The organism is Agrococcus sp. SL85, assembly GCF_026625845.1.
Lineage (GTDB): Bacteria > Actinomycetota > Actinomycetes > Actinomycetales > Microbacteriaceae > Agrococcus.
Genome location: NZ_CP113066.1, coordinates 2,081,557 through 2,100,764 on the forward strand (window position 1 = coordinate 2,081,557; position 19,208 = coordinate 2,100,764).

The 19,208-nt window shown below is 73.4% G+C and carries 18 protein-coding genes and 2 tRNA genes; 15 read left to right on the plus strand and 5 right to left on the minus strand.

What is annotated here, in order from left to right; genetic code table 11:
- The first annotated feature begins 44 nt into the window (after positions 1 to 44).
- From leuA to OVA14_RS10350, 4 genes are read left to right on the plus strand one after another with little or no spacing between them, the layout of a single operon-like run.
- The gene (leuA, locus tag OVA14_RS10335; RefSeq protein WP_267503792.1) at positions 45 to 1,811 is read left to right on the plus strand and encodes a 2-isopropylmalate synthase; all 1,767 of its coding nucleotides are present in this window, start codon (positions 45 to 47) and stop codon (positions 1,809 to 1,811) included.
- Between the two features lie 60 nt (positions 1,812 to 1,871).
- A complete protein-coding gene (gene recO / locus OVA14_RS10340) occupies positions 1,872 to 2,603 on the plus strand; it encodes a DNA repair protein RecO (RefSeq protein ID WP_267503793.1) in 732 nt (243 codons plus the stop codon).
- Positions 2,603 to 3,409, plus strand: a complete 807-nt coding sequence (locus OVA14_RS10345) for an isoprenyl transferase (protein ID WP_267503794.1) — start codon at positions 2,603 to 2,605, stop codon at positions 3,407 to 3,409. The genes recO and OVA14_RS10345 overlap by 1 nt, the downstream gene beginning before the upstream one ends.
- Complete coding sequence (locus tag OVA14_RS10350; protein ID WP_267503795.1) at positions 3,406 to 4,263, plus strand: endo alpha-1,4 polygalactosaminidase; 858 nt, start codon at positions 3,406 to 3,408, stop codon at positions 4,261 to 4,263. Before OVA14_RS10345 ends, OVA14_RS10350 begins: the two co-directional genes overlap by 4 nt.
- A 24-nt stretch (positions 4,264 to 4,287) precedes the next feature.
- Here OVA14_RS10350 and OVA14_RS10355 read toward each other — a convergent pair whose 3' ends face one another.
- A complete protein-coding gene (locus tag OVA14_RS10355; protein WP_267503796.1) occupies positions 4,288 to 4,893 on the minus strand; it encodes a hypothetical protein in 606 nt (201 codons plus the stop codon).
- A gap of 228 nt (positions 4,894 to 5,121) precedes the next feature.
- Here OVA14_RS10355 and OVA14_RS10360 point away from each other — a divergent pair, with 228 nt between their 5' ends.
- From OVA14_RS10360 to dnaG, 4 genes are read left to right on the plus strand one after another with little or no spacing between them, the layout of a single operon-like run.
- Positions 5,122 to 6,501 (plus strand): glycine--tRNA ligase, encoded by a 1,380-nt coding sequence (locus tag OVA14_RS10360; RefSeq protein WP_267503797.1) that lies wholly within the window; start codon positions 5,122 to 5,124, stop codon positions 6,499 to 6,501.
- Entirely contained in the window at positions 6,498 to 7,649 is a 1,152-nt protein-coding gene (gene dusB, locus OVA14_RS10365) for a tRNA dihydrouridine synthase DusB (RefSeq protein ID WP_267503798.1), read from the plus strand. The genes OVA14_RS10360 and dusB overlap by 4 nt, the downstream gene beginning before the upstream one ends.
- Complete coding sequence (locus OVA14_RS10370; protein ID WP_267503799.1) at positions 7,642 to 8,877, plus strand: deoxyguanosinetriphosphate triphosphohydrolase; 1,236 nt, start codon at positions 7,642 to 7,644, stop codon at positions 8,875 to 8,877. Before dusB ends, OVA14_RS10370 begins: the two co-directional genes overlap by 8 nt.
- A 10-nt stretch (positions 8,878 to 8,887) precedes the next feature.
- The gene (gene dnaG, locus OVA14_RS10375) at positions 8,888 to 10,738 is read left to right on the plus strand and encodes a DNA primase (protein WP_267503800.1); all 1,851 of its coding nucleotides are present in this window, start codon (positions 8,888 to 8,890) and stop codon (positions 10,736 to 10,738) included.
- Between the two features lie 7 nt (positions 10,739 to 10,745).
- Here the strand turns inward: dnaG and OVA14_RS10380 are convergent, their stop codons facing one another.
- Positions 10,746 to 11,462, minus strand: coding sequence for a hypothetical protein (locus OVA14_RS10380; RefSeq protein ID WP_267503801.1), 717 nt, complete (start codon positions 11,460 to 11,462; stop codon positions 10,746 to 10,748).
- Positions 11,463 to 11,593: 131 nt separating this feature from the next.
- Here OVA14_RS10380 and OVA14_RS10385 point away from each other — a divergent pair.
- Positions 11,594 to 11,666 (plus strand) — tRNA-Asn (locus tag OVA14_RS10385).
- A 182-nt stretch (positions 11,667 to 11,848) separates the two neighbouring features.
- Here the strand turns inward: OVA14_RS10385 and def are convergent.
- Entirely contained in the window at positions 11,849 to 12,412 is a 564-nt protein-coding gene (gene def / locus OVA14_RS10390) for a peptide deformylase (RefSeq protein WP_267503802.1), read from the minus strand.
- Positions 12,413 to 12,453: 41 nt separating this feature from the next.
- Between def and OVA14_RS10395 the strand changes: the two genes are divergently transcribed.
- From OVA14_RS10395 to OVA14_RS10405, 3 genes are all read left to right on the plus strand, one after another.
- Positions 12,454 to 13,395 carry a DMT family transporter gene (locus tag OVA14_RS10395; protein WP_267503803.1) on the plus strand — a complete coding sequence of 314 codons (942 nt, stop codon included), beginning with the start codon at positions 12,454 to 12,456 and terminating at the stop codon, positions 13,393 to 13,395.
- Entirely contained in the window at positions 13,392 to 14,591 is a 1,200-nt protein-coding gene (locus OVA14_RS10400) for a glycosyltransferase (protein WP_267503804.1), read from the plus strand. Before OVA14_RS10395 ends, OVA14_RS10400 begins: the two co-directional genes overlap by 4 nt.
- A gap of 36 nt (positions 14,592 to 14,627) precedes the next feature.
- Positions 14,628 to 14,701, plus strand: a tRNA-Met gene (locus tag OVA14_RS10405).
- Here the strand turns inward: OVA14_RS10405 and OVA14_RS10410 are convergent.
- Positions 14,683 to 15,483, minus strand: coding sequence for a hypothetical protein (locus tag OVA14_RS10410; protein ID WP_267503805.1), 801 nt, complete (start codon positions 15,481 to 15,483; stop codon positions 14,683 to 14,685). The genes OVA14_RS10405 and OVA14_RS10410 overlap by 19 nt on opposite strands.
- 66 nt (positions 15,484 to 15,549) lie before the next feature.
- On the opposite strand from OVA14_RS10410, the gene OVA14_RS10415 reads away from it, so the two are divergent.
- The gene (locus OVA14_RS10415; RefSeq protein ID WP_267503806.1) at positions 15,550 to 16,401 is read left to right on the plus strand and encodes a phosphatase PAP2 family protein; all 852 of its coding nucleotides are present in this window, start codon (positions 15,550 to 15,552) and stop codon (positions 16,399 to 16,401) included.
- A gap of 21 nt (positions 16,402 to 16,422) precedes the next feature.
- Positions 16,423 to 17,493 carry an alanine racemase gene (locus OVA14_RS10420; protein WP_267503807.1) on the plus strand — a complete coding sequence of 357 codons (1,071 nt, stop codon included), beginning with the start codon at positions 16,423 to 16,425 and terminating at the stop codon, positions 17,491 to 17,493.
- Here OVA14_RS10420 and OVA14_RS10425 read toward each other — a convergent pair.
- Entirely contained in the window at positions 17,490 to 18,290 is an 801-nt protein-coding gene (locus OVA14_RS10425; protein WP_267503808.1) for an LLM class flavin-dependent oxidoreductase, read from the minus strand. The two genes, OVA14_RS10420 and OVA14_RS10425, sit on opposite strands and share 4 nt — an antisense overlap.
- Before the next feature lie 62 nt (positions 18,291 to 18,352).
- Here OVA14_RS10425 and OVA14_RS10430 point away from each other — a divergent pair, with 62 nt between their 5' ends.
- A complete protein-coding gene (locus OVA14_RS10430) occupies positions 18,353 to 19,192 on the plus strand; it encodes a DUF1684 domain-containing protein (RefSeq protein ID WP_267503809.1) in 840 nt (279 codons plus the stop codon).
- The last annotated feature ends 16 nt before the right edge of the window (positions 19,193 to 19,208 follow it).

Genomic DNA, 19,208 nt, shown 5'->3' on the forward strand with positions numbered 1-19,208 from the left:
GAGGCTGTCCTGCCCGGACCAGGAGCGAGCGACAGGAGCCATCGATGAAGAACATGCAGCAGCCCTCGGGGATGCCCCACCACCGGTACGTGCCGTACCACGAGCAGATCCGGGTCGAGCTCCCGGACCGCACCTGGCCGTCGAAGCGCATCGAGCGCGCGCCCCGCTGGTGCGCCGTCGACCTGCGCGACGGCAACCAGGCGCTCATCGACCCGATGACGCCCGACCGCAAGCTGCTGATGTTCCAGCTGCTCGTGCGGATGGGTTACAAGGAGATCGAGGTCGGCTTCCCGTCGGCGAGCCAGACGGACTTCGACTTCGTCCGCCAGCTCATCGACGACGACCTCATCCCCGAGGACGTCACGATCCAGGTGCTCACGCAGTGCCGCGACCACCTCATCCGCCGCACCTTCGAGGCGATCGACGGCGCGCGGCAGGCGATCGTGCACATCTACAACTCCACGAGCGTCCTGCAGCGCGACGTCGTCTTCCGCAGCGACCGCGAGGGCGTCAAGCAGATCGCGGTCGACGGCGCCAAGCTGTGCCTCGAGCTCGAGGGCATGCTCCGGGACACGAAGGTCTTCTACGAGTACAGCCCCGAGTCGTACACGGGCACCGAGCTCGACTACGCCGTCGAGGTCTGCAACGCCATCATCGAGGTGCTCGACGCCCGCCCCGAGCGGCCCGTCATCATCAACCTGCCGGCGACGGTCGAGATGGCGACGCCCAATGTCTACGCCGACTCGATCGAGTGGATGCACCGCCACCTCGCGCGCCGCGAGTCGGTCATCCTCTCGCTGCACCCGCACAACGACCGCGGCACGGGCGTCGCGGCCGCCGAGCTTGGCTACCTGGCCGGCGCCGACCGCATCGAGGGCTGCTTGTTCGGCAACGGCGAGCGCACCGGCAACGTCGACCTCGTCGCGCTGGGCCTCAACCTCTTCACGCAGGGCATCGACCCCGAGATCGACTTCTCCGACCTCGACGAGATCCGCCGCGTCGCCGAGCACTGCAACCAGCTCAAGGTGCACGAGCGCAGCCCCTGGGCGGGCGACCTCGTCTACACCGCCTTCTCGGGCTCCCACCAGGACGCCATCAAGAAGGGCTTCGAGCGCATGGCCACCGACGCCGCGGCGCAGGGCAGGAGCGTCGACGAGAGCACGTGGGCGGTGCCGTACCTGCCGATCGACCCGAAGGACGTCGGCCGCTCGTACGAGGCGGTCATCCGCGTCAACTCGCAGTCGGGCAAGGGCGGCGTCGCCTACCTGCTGAAGGCCGACCACGGCCTCGACCTGCCGCGCCGCCTGCAGATCGAGTTCTCGAACATCGTGCAGGCCCGCACCGACAGCGAGGGCGGCGAGGTCACGAGCGACGCGATCTGGTCGATCTTCGGCGACGAGTACCTGCCGAACCCCTCGCGCGAGGCCGAGGACCAGTGGGGCCGGTTCGAGCTCCGCGAGGTCTCGTCGACCTCCTCGCTCGGGGGCGAGACGCGCCTCACGGTCGTGCTGCGCGACGAGCAGACGCTGCGCGACGTCGAGGCCTCGGGCAACGGCCCGATCGACGCGCTGCTGTCGCTGCTGCGCGCCGAGGGCGTCGAGGTCTCGCTCCTCGACTACGTCGAGCACACGCTCGCCGCGGGCCAGGACGCGCAGGCCGCCTCCTACGTCGAGCTCGAGCTGGGCGGCGAGCGGTTCTGGGGCGTCGGCATCGACCACTCCACGACGCACGCGTCGCTGCGCGCGATCGTCTCGGCGGTCAACCGCGGGCTGCGCGCCCGCGTCGACCAGCACGCGACCGCGACCGCCTGAGCCGGCCGCCGCAGAGCCGTCCGTCACAGAGCCGTCCGTCACAGAGCCGCAGCCCGCACCGTGCCCACCTACCGCGACGAGGGGGTCGTCCTCCGCACCCACCTGCTGGGGGAGGCCGACCGCATCGTGACGCTGCTCACCCGTGAGCACGGCAAGGTGCGGGCCGTGGCGCGCGGCGTGCGCCGCACCTCGTCGCGGTTCGGCGCGCGGCTCGAGCCGTTCATGGTCGCCGACCTGCAGCTCGCGGTGGGCCGCAGCCTCGACATCGTGACGCAGGCCGTGACGCTCGGCGCCTACGCGCCCGAGATCGTCGCCGACTACCGCGCCTACACCGCGGCGACGGCGATGGTCGAGACCGCCGACCGGCTCACCGAGGAGGACGCCTCGCGGCAGCAGTACCTGCTGCTCGTCGGCGCCCTGCGCAGCCTCTCGCGCCGCGAGCACGACCCCTCGATGACGCTCGACGCCTACCTGCTGCGGGCGCTCTCGGTCGCGGGGTGGGCGCCCTCGTTCGGCGACTGCGCCGTGACGGGGGCGCCGGGCCCGCATCGCGCGTTCTCGCCGCAGCTCGGCGGCATGGTCTGCGACGAGGCGGCGCCGCCGGGGGCGATGCGCATCGATCCCGGCACGCTGCTGCTGCTCGCCGCGCTCCTCACGGGCGACTGGGAGACCGCGGACGCGAGCCCGCAGGGCGTGCGCGAGCGGGCCTCCGGCGCCGTCGGCGCCTATGTGCAGTGGCACCTGGAGCGGGGCCTGCGCAGCCTCGAGCACGTCGACCGGGGAGGTCGCTGATGGCGAGGATCGGCAGGCACGACCCGAGCGAGACGCTGCGACCCGTCGACTGGACGGGCGAGCAGCCGCCCGCGTACGCGCCCGGGACGGTGCCCGCGCACGTCGCGATCATCATGGACGGCAACGGCCGCTGGGCGAACCAGCGCGGCCTCACGCGCACGCAGGGGCACGCGGCGGGCGAGGCGGTGCTGCTCGACGTCGTCGCCGGCGCGCTGCAGGCGGGCGTGCGGCACCTCTCGGTCTACGCCTTCTCGACCGAGAACTGGAAGCGCAGCCCCGACGAGGTGCGGTTCCTCATGGGCTTCAACAAGGACGTGCTGCGCCGCCGCCGCGATCAGCTCGACGCCTGGGGCGTGCGCGTGCGCTGGGCGGGCCGGCGTCCGAGGCTGTGGGCCTCGGTCATCAGGGAGCTCGAGGAGGCGGAGCGCCGCACCGCGGGCAACGACCGGATGACGCTGCAGATGTGCGTCAACTACGGCGGCACGATGGAGATCGCGGATGCGGTGCGCTCCATCGCCGACGACGTCGCGGCGGGGCGGCTCAAGCCCTCCGGCGTCACCGACCGGCTCGTGCGCTCGCGCATGTACAACCCCGACGTGCCCGACGTCGACCTCTACATCCGCTCCTCGGGCGAGCAGCGGATCTCGAACTTCCTGACGCTCCAGGGCGCCTACGCCGAGATGGTCTTCCTCGACCGGCTGTGGCCCGACTTCACGCGGCAGGACCTCTGGCGCGCGCTCGACGTCTACACGGGACGCGACCGTCGCTTCGGCGGCGCTGTGGACGCGCCCGAGCCTGACGCGTGAGGCGTCGGGCCGCGGCTGCGCTCGCGTCGCTCCTCGCGGCCGCGCTGCTCGCGGCCTGCGGCGCCCAGCCGCCCGGCGGCGCCGCCGGCGGCCGCGCCGCCTTCGACGAGTCAGCCTTCGCGGCGCTCTGGGCCGAGGCCGAGGCGGGCGGGCTCGACTACCAGCTGGGCGGCGCCTACGAGCCCGACCGGGGCGTCACCGTCGTCGCGCGCGACCGCGAGGCCACGCCTGCGGGCGTCGTCATCGACGTCTGCTACGTCAACGGCTTCCAGACGCAGCCGGGCGAGCTGGCCGAGTGGGAGGCCGAGCATCCCGAGCTGCTGCTGCGCGATGCGGCGGGCGAGCCCGTCGTCGACCCCGCCTGGCCCGACGAGCGCATCCTCGACACCTCGACGGCCGAGCGGCGCGAGGCGATCGCCGAGGTCGTGGGCACGTGGATCGACGGCTGCGCCGACGCGGGCTACGAGGCGGTCGAGCTCGACAACCTCGACACGTGGACGCGCGCGGAGGGCCTCACCCAGGAGGGCAACCTCGCCCTCGCGGCCCTGCTCGTCGATCGCGCGCACGCCGCGGGCCTCGCGGCGGCGCAGAAGAACGCGCTGGAGGCGGGGGAGGCCGGACCTGCCGCGGGCTTCGACCTCGTCGTGACCGAGGAGTGCGCCGCATTCGACGAGTGCGCCGCCTACTCGGCGCTCCACGAGCGGCACCTCGCGGTCGAGTACGACTCGGCGCTGCCCGTGGGGGAGACGTTCGCCGACGTCTGCGCGCGGGAGGACCAGCCGGTGCTCACCGTGCTGCGCGACATCGACCTCGCGGTGCCGGGCGATCCCGCCCACGTCGTCGAGCGCTGCTGACGGGGTCGGCGGCGCGCGCCCCGCTCAGGAGGCGAGCAGGAGCGGCTGCCAGGGGTGGTCGTGGGGGATGCGCTCGGCGAGCCACGCGCGCTCGGCGTCGCCGAGCGCGGGCAGCGCGGCCTCGAGGTCCGCGGCCTCGTGCGTGTGGGCGGCGGCGTAGGCGAGCACGATCTCGGGCTTCGCGTAGCGCACGCCCCGGTGCTCGACGAGGGCGCTCGTCAGCGGCATCGTGACCGCGGTGTCCCGGCGGAAGCGCCAGGTCTCCGGGTCGGAGGGGTCGAGGATGACCGCGTACTCCCAGCGGGAGTAGGCGCTGCGGCGCAGCCAGATGCTCGTCGTGCCCATCGGCAGCACGTCGGAGTCGTGGGGGAGCAGCGGCTTCAGCGCGCCCTGGAACGCGCTCCACAGCTGCCAGCGGCCGCCGAGCCAGCCGCGCAGCAGGCTCAGCTCGCCGCGCGGGATCACGAGGTCGAGGTCGCCGTGCGGGCGGTCGTGCCCGATCGCGCGGTCGAGCGCCCAGCCGCCGCCGATCCACCAGGTGCCGGAGTAGCCGTCGAGCAGCTCCGCGGCGTCGGCGGGCCAGCTCTCCGCCCAGCCGCCATAGAGCTCCAGGTGCTGCTCGCTCTGCATCGGCCCTCCCTCGACGTGGCTCGGGGCGCGGGCTCGCAGTGCGTGCGTCTCGGCGCGCGTGCGCCCCGGACGGAGCCTATCCCAGCGATCCATGCCCTCCCTCAGCGCCCGCGCGAGCGCGCACGGGCGCCCGCCCCGGCTCGGTAGGATCGAGGTTCACGTGCCGCGCTTCCGCCCGTGCAGCATCCCGGCTGCACGCACGCGCGCGGCGACCCGAGGAGCAGCTCCGTGGCACAGACCCGACTCGACGCCGTCATCAACCTCGCGAAGCGCCGTGGCTTCGTGTTCCAGGCGGGCGAGATCTACGGCGGCTCCCGCTCCGCGTGGGACTACGGGCCCCTGGGCGTCGCGCTCAAGGAGAACATCAAGCGCCAGTGGTGGAAGGCCTTCGTGCAGGGCCGCGACGACATGGTCGGGCTCGACTCGTCGATCATCCTGCCGCAGAAGGTGTGGCACGCCTCCGGCCACGTCGCCACCTTCACCGACCCGCTCGTCGAGTGCACCCAGTGCCACAAGCGCCACCGCCAGGACCACCTGGAGGAGGCCTACGAGGCCAAGAAGGGCCGCCCGGCCGAGTCGATGGCCGAGATCACCTGCCCCGACTGCGGCACGACCGGCCAGTGGACCGAGCCGCAGCAGTTCTCGGGCCTCATGAAGACCTACCTCGGCCCCGTCGACAACGAGGCGGGCCTCCACTACCTGCGCCCCGAGACCGCGCAGGGCATCTTCGTCAACTTCTCGAACGTGCTGACGGTCTCGCGCAAGAAGCCGCCGTTCGGCATCGGCCAGGTCGGCAAGGCCTTCCGCAACGAGATCACGCCCGGCAACTTCATCTTCCGCACGCGCGAGTTCGAGCAGATGGAGATCGAGTACTTCACGCACCCCGACGAGGCGACCGACTGGTTCGACCGCTGGGTCGAGGCGTGCTGGGACTGGTTCGTCGACCTCGGCCTCGACCCGGCGAACATGCGCCGCTTCGACGTGCCCGAGGACGAGCGCGCCCACTACTCGGCCGGCACGATCGACGTCGAGTACCGCTTCGGCTTCCAGGGCTCGGAGTGGGGCGAGCTCATGGGCATCGCGAACCGCACCGACTACGACCTCTCGTCGCACTCGGAGGCCTCCGGCAAGGACCTCGTCTACTTCGACCAGGCCTCGGGCGAGAAGTACACGCCCTACGTCATCGAGCCCTCCTTCGGCCTCACGCGCAGCCTCATGGCGTTCCTCGTCGACGCCTACGAGGAGGAGGAGGTGCCGAACAGCAAGGGCGGCACCGACACCCGCACCGTGCTGCACCTCGACCCGCGACTCGCGCCCGTGAAGGTCGCGGTGCTCCCGCTCTCGCGCAACGAGCAGCTGTCGCCGCTCGCGCGCGATCTCGCCGCGAAGCTGCGTCGCCACTGGGCGATCGACTTCGACGACGCGGGCGCCATCGGCCGCCGCTACCGCCGCCAGGACGAGGTGGGCACGCCGTTCTGCGTCACCGTCGACTTCGACTCGCTCGAGGACGGCGCGGTCACCGTGCGCGAGCGTGACTCGATGGCGCAGACCCGCGTCGCGATCGACGAGCTCGAGGCGCACCTGGCGCAGGGGCTCATCGGCGCGTGAGCACCACGAGCATCCGACCGGGGCTGTCGATCGGGCCCATCGCCCTCGACGCCCCGGTCGTGCTCGCGCCCATGGCGGGCATCACGAACACCGCCTTCCGGCGGCTCTGCCGCGAGTTCGGCGCCGGCCTCTACGTGAGCGAGATGGTGACGGCGCGCGCGCTCGTCGAGCGCACCCCCGAGACGATGCGGCTCATCGGCCACCACGAGTCCGAGACGCCGCGCTCGGTGCAGCTGTACACCGTCGACCCCAGGACGGTGGGCGATGCGGTCGACATCATCGTCGGCGAGGACCGCGCCGACCACATCGACCTGAACTTCGGCTGCCCCGTGCCCAAGGTGACGCGGCGCGGCGGCGGTTCGGCGCTGCCGTGGAAGCGCGAGCTGTTCGGCGCGATCGTCCGCCGCGCCGTCGAGCGCGCGGGCGACATCCCCGTCACCGTCAAGATGCGCAAGGGCATCGACGACGACCACCTCACCTACCTCGATGCGGGCCGCATCGCCGAGGACGCGGGCGTCGTCGCCGTCGCGCTCCACGGGCGCACGGCCGCGCAGCACTACTCCGGCGAGGCCGACTGGGAGGCGATCGCGCGGCTCAAGCAGCACGTCACCTCCATCCCTGTGCTCGGCAACGGCGACATCTGGCAGGCGGAGGACGCGCTGCGGATGGTCGAGCAGACCGGCGTCGACGGCGTCGTCGTCGGGCGCGGCTGCCTCGGGCGGCCCTGGCTCTTCGGCGACCTCGCGAACGCCTTCGCGGGCAGCGACGAGCGCCATCGACCGGGTCTCGGCCAGGTGGCCGACGCGTTCCGCCGGCACGCGGAGCTGCTCGTCGAGTTCTTCGGCGAGGAGGATCGCGCCTGCCGCGACATCCGCAAGCACGTCGCCTGGTACTTCAAGGGCTACCCGGTGGGCGGCGACGCCCGCCGCGCGCTCGCCGCCGTCGAGTCGCTGCAGCACCTCGACGACCTGCTGGGCGGCCTCGACCGCTCTGTGCCGTACGTCGCCGAGGGCATCGAGGGGCAGCGCGGCCGTGCCGGCAGCCCCCGCACCCCCGCGCTGCCCGACGGCTGGCTCGACAGCCCCGAGCTGAGCGACGCGCAGCGCGCGCTGCTCGTCGAGGACGAGAGCGACACCCGCGGTGGCTGAGCGCGGCTACGGCGAGCACGACGCGGAGCGCAGGCTGCCGGAGGTCCACCACTCGGCCCGCACCGACTTCGCGCGCGACCGCGCCCGGCTGCTGCACTCGAGCGCGTTCCGTCGCCTCGGGCAGAAGACGCAGGTGCTCTCGCCCACCATGGGCTTCGACGACTCGCGCACGCGCCTCACGCACTCCCTCGAGGTCGCGCAGATCGGGCGCGAGATCGCGGGCGAGCTCGGCCTCGACCCCGACGTCGTCGACACCGCGTGCCTCGCGCATGACATCGGGCACCCGCCCTTCGGCCACAACGGCGAGCGCGGCCTCAACGAGTGGGCGCTCGCCATCGGCGGGTTCGAGGGCAACGCGCAGACGCTGCGCGTCATCACGCGCCTGGAGCCCAAGGTGCTGCGCGAGCGCTCCTACGGCCTGAACCTCACGCGCGCCTCGCTCGACGCGGCGACGAAGTACCCGTGGCCGTCCGCGGCCGCGGTCGAGGACCCCTCCGGCCGCATGAAGTTCGGCTGCTACGCCGACGACCGCGAGGTCTTCGAGTGGATGCGCGAGGGCGCGCCCGAGGGCCGCCCGAGCATCGAGGCGCAGGCGATGGACCTCGCCGACGACATCGCCTACTCCGTCCACGACTTCGAGGACGCGGTGGTGGGCGGCTACGTCGATGTCGCGAAGCTCGCGAGCCGCGTCGGCCACGACGAGCTCGTCGCGACGATGATGGCCTGGCTCGGCCCCGCCTACGAGCGCGACGAGCTGCTGGCGGCCTTCGACCGCCTCGACGACCTCGAGACCTGGATCCGCTCCTACGACGGCTCGCGCGGCGACCAGGCGCGGCTGAAGAACCTCACCTCCAAGCTCATCGGCCGCTTCGCGAAGGCAGCCGTCGCGCGCACGCGCGCCAGCCACGAGGGGCCGCTCGTGCGCTTCGACGGCGACATCGTCGTGCCGCGCGAGGTGCGCGCCGAGATCGCGGTGCTCAAGGGCACCGCCGCGAGCTTCATCCTCTCCGAGCGGCGCCAGCCGGTCTACGCGAGCCAGCGGCGCATCCTGCAGGAGCTGTGCGACGCGCTGCTGCGGCTCGGGCCGGAGGCGCTCGACCGCGCCTACGCGGACGACTGGGCGGCGGCGCGCGACGACGCCGCGCGGGCGCGGGTGGTCGTCGACCAGGTGGCGAGCCTCACCGATCGCGGCGCGTTCGCCTGGCACGAGCGGCACGTCGGGGACTGAGGGAGGGGCGATGGCGGGTCGGATCCTGCGCGCGGACATCGACGAGGTGCGCGCCCGAGTCTCGATCGTCGACGTCGTCGGCGCCCACGTGACGCTGAAGACCGCGGGCGTGGGCTCCATGAAGGGGCTCTGCCCGTTCCACGACGAGCGCACGCCCTCCTTCCACGTGCGCCCCGCGGTGGGCCGGTACCACTGCTTCGGCTGCGGCGAGGACGGCGACGTCTTCCAGTTCGTCATGGCGATGGACCACACGTCCTTCCAGGAGACCGTGGAGCGCTTCGCCGCGCAGATCGGCTTCACCCTGCGGTACGAGGACGGCAAGCCGCAGGAGGAGACGAGCGGTCGGCTGCGCCTGCTCGAGGCCTCGAAGGCCGCGGAGGCGTACTTCCGCGAGCAGCTGCTGACGCCCCAGGCGGCGCTCGGCCAGCGCTTCCTCGGTGAGCGGGGCTTCGACCTCGCGGCGGCGGAGCGCTTCGGCGTGGGCTTCGCGCCGCAGTCGTTCGACGCGCTGCGCTCGCACCTGAAGGGCCGCGGCTTCAGCGACCAGGAGCTCCTGGGAGCGGGCCTGCTCTCGGAGGGCCAGCGCGGCCCCTACGACCGCTTCCGCGGCCGCCTCGTCTGGCCCATCCGCGACGTCGCCGGTGCGACGATCGGCTTCGGCGCGCGCCGCCTCTCGGACGACGACAAGGGCCCGAAGTACCTCAACTCGCCCGAGACGCCGATCTTCCGCAAGAGCCAGGTGCTCTACGGCCTCGACCTCGCCAAGCGCGACATCGCGCGCAGCCACGAGGCGGTCGTCGTCGAGGGCTACACCGACGTGATGGCATGCCACCTCGCGGGGGTGCCGACGGCGGTCGCCACGTGCGGCACCGCCTTCGGCGTCGACCACATCAAGGTGCTCCGCCGCGTGCTCGGCGACGTCTCGACCTCCGACACCCGCGCGCTCGGCCGCGTCGTCTTCACGTTCGACCCCGACGAGGCGGGCCAGCAGGCGGCGGCGCGCACCTTCGCCGAGGAGCAGCGCTTCGCCGCGCAGACCTTCGTGGCGGTCGCGCCCGGCGGCCTCGACCCCTGCGACCTGCGGCTCGAGCGCGGCGACGACGCCGTGCGCAAGCTCGTGCAGCAGCGTCGCCCGCTCTTCGAGTTCATGCTGCGCCGCATCGTCGCCGAGCACGACCTCGAGACGGTCGAGGGGCGCGTGGCCGCGATGCGCCGCGCCGCGCCCGTGCTCGTCTCGATCCGCGACCGCGCGCTCGCCGACGGCTACGTGCGCACCGTCGCCGGCTGGCTCGGCGTCTCGCCCGACGAGGTGCGGAGGGCGGTGCGCCAGGCGACCCCGCGGCAGGCGCAGGGCGGCGCCCAGGAGGCCGCGCCCGCGCATCCGCCCGCCGACGTCGCGCTGCGCCAGCTCGAGCGGGATCCCGCATCGCGCCTGGAGCGCGACGCGATCGCGGCGATCCTGCAGCAGCCGGCGGTCGTCGGGCGCGAGCTCGCCGTGCGCGGGGCGGTCGCCTACGTGGCGAACCCGTCGCTCGCCATCGTGCGCGACGGCGTGCTGGCCTCGCTCGACGCGATCGAGGCGCCCGACTTCTCGGAGCGCGTCGCCGAGGCCGTGCCGGCCGAGATCGTGCCGCTCGTGCGCACGCTCGCGATGACGCCGATCCCGCAGTCGACGAAGGGCGTGACCGCCTACGTGCGGGGCATCGTCGGCTCGCTCGTCGACCGCGACATCCTGCGCCGGAAGGCCGAGCTGCTGGGCTCGCTGCAGCGGCTCGGCGGCGGCGACCCCGAGGGCTCCAAGCGGCTGCAGGAGCAGCTCGTCGAGCTCGAGCGGGAGCGGCGGACGCTCCGCCAGGAGTGACGCGGCCTCAGGGGCCGTCGAACGAGACCTGCACGTGCTCGGCGACGACCGCGTCGATGTGGTCGACGTCGCCCTGGCCTGCCGGGCAGCGCGCGTCGATCGCCTGCTCGGTGCCCGTTGCCGCGTAGGCGCGCGCGAAGACCGCACGGACGCCGCCGTCGTCGAGGTCGGCGACGATCGAGAGGAACTCGACGGCCGATCCCTGCAGCGGGGCCTCGACGGTCACGACGTCGGCCTCCCAGTCGTCGGGCGAGGTCGACGTGAGCGCGGCGAGCACGGCCTCGCTGTCGGCCTGCTCGTCGCCGGTCGGCTGCTCGGCGTAGCCCTGGTAGGCCCAGAAGGTGCAGCCGGTCGCGGTCTCCAGCACCGAGATCGTCGGGCCGACGGGGAAGTCGCTCTCGGGCTGCACCTCGAACGCGGCGTCGGTCGTGAGGCTCGACTGCCAGCCGGCGAGGAGGCCCTCGGGCGCCGCGTCGCCGATCGCGAGGAGCGCGGGCAGCGCGCCGGGCGCGGCCGTGTCTCCTGGCGAGGCCGTCCCGGCCGGCGTCGGCGCCGCCGTGGTGCGCTCGGGCTGCGGCGACGGATCGACGGTGGCCTCGGGCGCGATCGGCGGTGGCAGCGGGATGCAGCCGGCGAGCGCGAGCGCGGCTGCGGCCACGCCGAGGGCGGGCAGCGCGCGGCGCGCGGCGCGGAGGGGAGCGGGGCGGGACGAGGTGCGTGGCACGGGGGCTCCAGAGGGTCTCGCGGCGGGACCCTCGCACGCTAGCCGCGGATCCTGCGAGGCGCCGGGCAGCGCGCCGCGAGGTCGAGGGCACCTGCTGCGAGGTGCTACGCTGGTTGTCGCTCCTGCAGCGATCCTCGATAGCTCAATTGGCAGAGCAGCCGGCTGTTAACCGGCAGGTTGATGGTTCGAGTCCATCTCGGGGAGCGATCGAAGGCCCCGCCTCACGGCGGGGCCTTTCGCGTGTCCGGGCGCCGCTGCGCGCGCCGCCTCTTCCCGCGAGCGGTACGCCTCCACCCGAGAGGTACGCGAAGACCCGTACCTCTCGGGCGCACCCGTACCCCTCGCGCGTCGCCGACAGGTGCTGCTCCGGCCGGCGAGCGAGCGGCTCAGCCCTCGAGGTCGTCGACGCCGGGCAGCCAGCGGTTGCCGGGCACGCCCCAGCGGTTGCGCTTGATGGCCTTCGCGACGCCCTTCGAGCCGTAGGCGTCGAGGCGGTCGGCGTAGAGCACGCCGTCGAGGTGGTCGTACTCGTGCTGCAGGATGCGCGCGAGCCAGCCCGAGGCCTCCAGCTCGTAGGCCTCTCCGTGCTCGTCCTGCGCCCGCAGGATGGCTCGCTCCGAGCGCTTGAGCGCGAAGCGCTCGCCGGGGATCGAGAGGCAGCCCTCCTCCTCGTCGTCCTCGGCGATGCCGACGGGCGGGGGAGCGATCCACAGCTCCGGGTTGGCGGCGACGCCGCGCGTGCGCACGCCCTCCTCGTCGGTCCAGTCGTAGACGAAGATGCGCTTGGCGAGGCCGATCTGGGGTGCCGCGAGGCCCACGCCCGGGGCAGCCTCCATCGTCTCGAACATGTCGGCGACGAGGGTGCGCAGCTCCTCGTCGAAGGCGCGCACGGGGTCCGCGACGCGGTGGAGGACCGGCTCGCCGGTGATGCAGATGGGCAGGACGGTCATGTCGTCCAGCGTATCGACGCCGCGGGCCGTAGGGTTTCCTGGTGCTCTTCACCGCCCTCGACGACCTCGCGGCTGAGATCTCGCTCACCCCGATGCAGGCGCTGGGCATCCCCATCGCCATCGTCGGCGCGATCTTCCTGAGCGTCGGCACGCAGTTCCAGCACCGCGGCGTGGGCCACTTCGAGGGCGGCGACCAGCGCGGCGCCTCGCTCGGGTGGCGCGCCGTCGCAGCGCTGCTGCGCAACCGCGCCTGGGTCGTCGGCACCCTGCTGCTCGGCCTCGCCGTCGTGCTGCAGCTGGGTGCCCTCGCGCTCGCGCCGCTCATCGTCGTGCAGCCGCTCGGCGCCGTCGCGCTCGTCGTGACCGCGGTGCTCAACGCGCGCCTCGCCAAGATCCGGCTCGACCACCGCACGATCCGGGCGGTGGCGCTGTGCCTCGCGGGCATCGGCGTCTTCGTGACCGTCGCGGCGGTCTTCGCGGTCGAGCGCCCCATCCGCGACCAGCAGCTGCTCACGGTGCTCGCGCTGCTGCTCGTCGCGCTCGTGGGGCTCGGCGCGCTGTGGTGGACCTTCCGCGAGCGCGCGAACGCGATCTTCTACATCGTCGCCGCGGGCGTGCTCTACGGCTTCGTCGTGACGCTGTCGAAGGTGGTGCTGAACCGCATCATCTCGGGCCAGTTCGAGTGGCTGACGGTGCTCTGCGGCGCCGCGCTCGTCGTCGCGATGCTCGTCGGCAGCTACTTCGTGCAGCTCGCGCACGCCTCCGGCCCGCCCGACCTCGTGATCGCCGGCCTCACCGTCGTCGACCCGCTCGTCGCCGTCCTCATCGGCGTGAGCGTGCTGGGCGAGGCCGCGGAGACGCCGCCGTGGGCGATCCTCGTCTTCGCGGCCGCGGGCGCGGTCGCCGTCTACGGCGTCTTCCAGCTGGCGCGCCACCACCCCCAGATCCGAGCGCTCGACGACGTGCTCGAGGAGGACGAATGACCGACCGGCCCCTGCGGATCCTCATCGCGACGGACACCTTCGCGCCCGACGTGAACGGCGCCGCGAAGTTCACCACGAGGCTCGCCGCGCGCCTGCAGCGCCGCGGCCACGAGGTGCACGTGGTCGCCTCGTCGCTCGGCCGCGGCCGGCACGGCACGCGCGTCGAGGAGCACGAGGGCCAGCGCTTCACGGTGCACCGCCTCCGCTCGATCCTGTACCCGGGCCACGAGTGGCTGCGCTTCGCCGAGCCGTGGCGCATGTTCTCGAACGCCTCGTCGCTGCTCGACGCCCTGCGGCCCGACGTCGTGCACTTCCAGTCGCACCTCGTGCTCGGCCGTGCGTTCTCGACCGAGGCGAACAAGCGCGGCATCCGCGTCATCGGCACGAACCACCTCATGTTCGAGAACGTCATGGACCACTCGAACCTGCCGCGCGCGATCCACGGCACCGCCGTAGACATCGCCTGGCGCGACGCCGCGACGGTCTTCGGCCGCTGCGATGTCGTGACGACGCCGACGCGCCGCAGCGCCGACTACCTCGAGCGGAAGACGGGCCTCCGCGGCGTCCACGCGATCTCGTGCGGGCTCCCGGGCGACGAGTACGCGCCGAACCCCGAGCGGCAGCGCGGCCGGATCGTCTTCGTCGGCCGCGTCACCACCGAGAAGCGGCTCGACGTGCTCGTGCAGGCCGTCGCGCGGCTGCCGAAGGACCTCGACTGGCACCTCGACATCGTCGGCGGCGGCGACCAGATCGACGAGCTGGGCGCGCTCGCGCGCTCGCTGTCGGTCGCCGATCGCGTGACCCTCACGGGCTTCGTGAGCGACGAGGAGCTGCGCGATCGCCTCCGCCACGCGGAGGTCTTCGCGATGCCCTCGACCGCGGAGCTGCAGTCGATCGCGACGATGGAGGCCATGGCGACGGGCCTGCCCGTCGTCGCGGCCGACGCCATGGCGCTGCCGCACCTCGTCCGCGACGGCGAGAACGGCTGGCTGCACCGCCCCGACGACCCCCAGGACCTCTCCGAGAAGCTCGAGCGCATCCTGCGCCTCAGCGACGAGGAGTACGCGCGCTACCAGGGCAACAGCCTGCAGATGGTGGCGCCGCACGACATCGAGACGACGATCACGGCGTACGAGCGGCTCTACCGCGGCGAGGACATCGTCGACCCCGACACCCGCGTCGAGCTGCACGACTAGCGACGGCTAGGCTCGGCGGATGGGCCGGAAGGCCTCGGGGCGGTAGCTCAGCTGGTTAGAGCACACGACTCATAATCGTCAGGTCACGGGTTCAAGTCCCGTCCGCCCTACTCCCGTCCTCGTTCTCATCCTGAGGGAACGGTTGCCATCGCCATCCCGCGGCATCGCAGATCAACGAGCGGTGCCAGAACCTTGACCAGACCCACAGCGCGTCGATCCCTTCGTAGCCCCTCGGTGCGCGAGACGGTGCTTCGAAGTCGTCGGTGAGGAAGCGGGACGATAGCACCTCCTCGACTGGTACGACGAACAGGTGGCGCTGGTCGACGTCGGGGGCATCACGAGTCTTCGCGATGTGCGAGGCGATGTGGGGCAGCCGGAGCCAACTCTCGACCGTGTCGGTGAACGAAGGGCTGGTGGCCTCGGGGAAGTCTGCCCAGACAGCCTGGTTGAGGTCGATGCCACCGGGTCGGAGGCCCTCGTAGAGATCTCCTGCTCTCGTGACGAGCGCCAACGCCTCTGCCGTCGCAGCGTCGATCTCGGAGAGGCCGTCGATGGATGACGCTCCAGCCTGGTCGCAGGCTGCCGCAACCCGCACGGCGGCATCGCGGGTGATTCGGTAGGAGAAGCTTCCGCGTCGAGGGCGAAACTGCCACGCCCCTTTCGCTGGCCAACGCCAGCCGTCCCGCATCGCCATCCCTTGCCACGCCGCGGAAGCAGGATCGGTGATCAGCGTCACTTCGAGAGCGACACGCCCGCCGGCAGCGGTGGAGAACGTGAAGTCGATCGCGGAGTTGGGCCCTTCGGACTGCGCCGCACTTCCGAGATACCCGCCGACCAGATGGGCGGCGATCTGTTCAGCGCGTTCGGCCAGCGGATTCATGACCGCAATCATGTGGCCTGCCACCGACACGTGCAGTGCCGCGCCCGCTAGCGTCGTACCGACGGAAGCGGAGGCGACATGACGGACGCACGCAGGTGGACCGGCGACGCGACCGAGCACGGCGCCGAGGGCGAGCGGCGCCGCGACGCGCGCGTCGGCCGCACCGATCTGACCCACTGGGGCACGGTCGCCGGGCGCGCGCTCGCGCGCGTCGGCACGTGGGTCGGCGACCGCCTCGGGCCCTACGCCGCGCTCCTGCTCACCCTGGCGATCGGCGCCGCGATCGTCGCCGCGCTCACCGCCGCCGCCGTCGGCGTCTACGACGCGGTCACCGACGAGGACGGCGTCGCCGGCGTCGACCGCCCCCTGCTCGACGCGATCCTCACCATCCGGAGCCCGGGCGCCGACGCCGCCGTGACCGCGTTCACCGACCTCGCGGGCACCGTCGGGATGCCCGCGATCGCGATCCTCGCACTGCTCGTGCTCTCGATCCGGCGGAGGTCGTGGACGCCGGTCGTCCTCATCGTCGCGGCTGGGGCGGGCTCGCTCCTGATGACGGTCGTCGGCAAGTCGCTCATCGGCCGCGATCGCCCGCCGCTCGCCGACGCGGTGCCGCCCTACGAGGTCTCGGCCTCGTTCCCGAGCGGCCACACGCTCAACGCCGTCGCGATCCTCGGCGTCATCACCTACCTGCTGATCCTGCGCCGCTCGAGCGCCAGGGCCCGCGCGGCGATCGCCATCGCGGCCTCCCTCGCCGCCGCGCTCGTCGCGGCCAGCCGGGTCTACCTCGGGCACCACTGGCTCACCGACGTGCTCGCCGGCTACGCGCTCGGCGCCGCGTGGCTCGCGCTCATCATCACGGCCCACCGCATCTACCTGACCGTGCGCACGCGGCGGGCGGGGCGCGAGCGGGAGCCCGCGACGGCGTAGCCGCGGCGGTACGCTCCGGGCATGGCACCCAGCACGCCGTACCTCGCGATCGACCTCGAGCGCATGCAGGCGAACATCGCCCGCGTCGCCGACGCCGCCACGGCGCGGGGCGTGGCGCTGCGGCCGCACGCGAAGACCCACAAGTGCATCGAGATCGGACGCATGCAGCTGGCCGCCGGCGCAGCCGGCCTCAGCGTCGCGACGGTGGGGGAGGCCGAGGTCTTCGCGGCCGCGGGCCTCGACGACCTCTTCATCGCCTACCCGCTCCGGGTCGATGCGGATCGCGCGGCGCGGCTCAGCGCGATGGTCGCGCGCGGCGCCGCGATCTCGGTCGGCGCCGACTCCGTCGACGGCGTCGCGCGGCTCGCTCGCGCGGGCCTCGCCGGCCGCGTCGCGATCCGCGTCGAGGTCGACGCTGGCCACCACCGCTCCGGCTGCGACCCGGCCGACGCGGGCGACGTCGCCGCGGCAGCCGCGACCGCGGGCTTCGACGTCGAGGGCGTGTTCGCCTTCCCCGGGCACGCCTACGCGCCCGACGCGCGCGAGGTCGCCGCGCTCGAGGAGGCGGAAGCGCTCACGGCGGCGGCCGCGTCGATGTGGGCCGTGGGGCTGCCGCCCGGCGTCGTCTCCGGCGGCTCGACGCCGTCGTACGACGCCGCGCTCGGCATCCCCTCGCCCGTCACGGAGCTGCGACCGGGCGTCAGCGCGCTCGGCGACGCCCAGCAGTGGGAGCTCGGCGTCCTCGCGGCCGACCGGATCGCGCTCACGTGCCACGCGACGGTCGTCTCGGCGCGGCCCGGCCGGATCGTCGTCGACGCGGGCTCGAAGGCCCTGGGGGCCGACCGCGCGCCGTGGGCGAGCGGCTTCGGGCGCCTGCTCGACCACCCGGACGCGCGCATCGTGCAGCTGAGCGAGCACCACGCGGTCGTCGAGCTCGACGACGCCCCGCCGCTCGGCGCGCGCGTGCGCGTCGTGCCCAACCACGTCTGCAGCGCCGTGAACCTCGCCGACGACCTCCACGCCTTCCACGCACCGGAGGACGTCGAGCCCGCCGCGCGCTGGCGCGTGGCGGCGCGCGGTCGCAACAGCTAGGCGGCGCCCGCGATCGTCGCGATGAGCGCCGGGATCGCGTCGCCGCGATCGGGCGTGCCGTCGGCGGCGAGCGCCAGGATCGGGATGCGCGTCGCGTGCGGGTACGTGCCCCGCAGCGCCCGCACGGCCTCGAGATCCGCCGAGGCGGCGATGCTCGCGAACTCGACGACGTCGAACGCGCCCTCGACGCCCGCAGCTGCGCGCGCCTCGAGCGCGATCCGCGCCGCCTCCGCCTCGGCCTCCGGCCCCTCGTCGCCCGCCAGGATCAGGCCGTCGCCCACCTCGCCCGCGAGCGCGAGCGTGCGCGGCCTCGTGGCGCCCACGAGGACCGGCGGCACGGCCTCCGGCGGCCAGCGCAGCCGCACGCGGTCGAGCCGCACGTACTCGCCCGCCGTCGTCACCTCGTCGCCCGCGAGGAGCGCCCGCAGGGCGACCGCCTGCTCGCGCAGCAGCGTGAGCGGCGAGCGCGCCCGCGCGCCCGCCTGACCCATCCAGTCGAGCACGCCGTGGCCGATGCCCGGCAGGAACCGGTGGGGGAACATGCGCGCGAGCGCCGCGATCTCCATGGCGGTGAGAGCGACGTTCCGCAGCGGCACCGGCATGAGGCCGAGGCCCACCCGGATGCGCGAGGTCGCGGCCAGCACCGCGGCCGAGGGGCCGAGGCCCGACTGCGCGAAGCAGTCCTCCCACAACCACACCTCCTCGACGCCAGCGGCCTCCGCCTGCTGCGCGAGGCCGATGAGGCGCTCGGGCGCCACGTCGGGAGGGAGGATGATGCCGAGCGTCGCTGCTGCCATGGGGACGACGATAGGCGAGGCCGGTGACGTCTGCGGTGGGTGGGCGTGGCTACGCTGGGAGCATGACCGAGACCGTGACGTCACCGGCCGCCGACCAGCACGCGGCCTTCCTCCGCAAGCGCGACGCGAGCGTGCGCGGCGCACAGGGCGCCCTCGCGCTCGTCACCACCGCGTGGGTGGGCGAGGAGACCTCGATCGAGGGCGTGCCCGGCACCTGGGCCCCCGCGCCGACGCAGGACGGCCTGCAGGTCGTCGCGACCGCTGAGGACGGCATCGTCGTCGACGGCCAGGAGGTCGACGGCGCCGCGACGGTCTACGGCCACGACTCCATGACGCCCAGCCAGATCCGCTTCGACGAGAGCCGCACGGGCTTCGTCATCGGCCCCGACTTCCACGGCCGCTACGCGCTGCGCGTGTGGGACGCCGAGTCGGAGGCCAACCGCGCCTTCCGCGGCATCGAGGCGTACGACCACGACCCGGCCTGGGCGAAGCACGGCACCTTCGAGGCCGTGGAGGGCGGCGTGGGCTTCGAGTACGGCAAGTCGCGCGGCGGCTCGCTGCGGCAGGGCGTCTCGCCCGGCATCATCCGCTTCGAGCACGAGGGCGAGCAGGTCGAGCTGCTCGCGCTGCCCGACGGCGACAGCCTGCAGATCGTCTTCGCCGACGCCACGACGGGCGACGAGACCTACGACGTCGGCCGCTTCCTCTTCGTGCGGCCGCGCCACGACGGCACGGTCGAGCTCGACTTCAACCGCGCGATCGTGCCGCCGTGCTCGATGAGCGACCAGTTCAACTGCCCGCTGCCGCCGGCGGGCAACCGCCTCGCCTTCCCGATCCGGGCAGGGGAGCGGCGGCCGCGCTTCGAGCGCGAGGAGGACGCGGGCGCAGCCGCCGAGGGCTGACGCCCGCCGCGCGCCG

Bases quoted from the DNA above. Each gene is read 5' to 3' on its own strand.
- OVA14_RS10420 (WP_267503807.1), top strand. From the start codon at position 16,423: ATGGCACCCAGCACGCCGTACCTCGCGATCGACCTCGAGCGCATGCAG.
- OVA14_RS10345 (WP_267503794.1), top strand. From the start codon at position 2,603: ATGGCGAGGATCGGCAGGCACGACCCGAGCGAGACGCTGCGACCCGTC.
- OVA14_RS10415 (WP_267503806.1), top strand. From the start codon at position 15,550: ATGACGGACGCACGCAGGTGGACCGGCGACGCGACCGAGCACGGCGCC.
- dnaG (WP_267503800.1), top strand. From the start codon at position 8,888: ATGGCGGGTCGGATCCTGCGCGCGGACATCGACGAGGTGCGCGCCCGA.
- leuA (WP_267503792.1), top strand. From the start codon at position 45: ATGAAGAACATGCAGCAGCCCTCGGGGATGCCCCACCACCGGTACGTG.
- OVA14_RS10425 (WP_267503808.1), bottom strand. From the start codon at position 18,290: ATGGCAGCAGCGACGCTCGGCATCATCCTCCCTCCCGACGTGGCGCCC.
- OVA14_RS10400 (WP_267503804.1), top strand. From the start codon at position 13,392: ATGACCGACCGGCCCCTGCGGATCCTCATCGCGACGGACACCTTCGCG.
- def (WP_267503802.1), bottom strand. From the start codon at position 12,412: ATGACCGTCCTGCCCATCTGCATCACCGGCGAGCCGGTCCTCCACCGC.
- OVA14_RS10410 (WP_267503805.1), bottom strand. From the start codon at position 15,483: ATGATTGCGGTCATGAATCCGCTGGCCGAACGCGCTGAACAGATCGCC.
- OVA14_RS10430 (WP_267503809.1), top strand. From the start codon at position 18,353: ATGACCGAGACCGTGACGTCACCGGCCGCCGACCAGCACGCGGCCTTC.
- OVA14_RS10355 (WP_267503796.1), bottom strand. From the start codon at position 4,893: ATGCAGAGCGAGCAGCACCTGGAGCTCTATGGCGGCTGGGCGGAGAGC.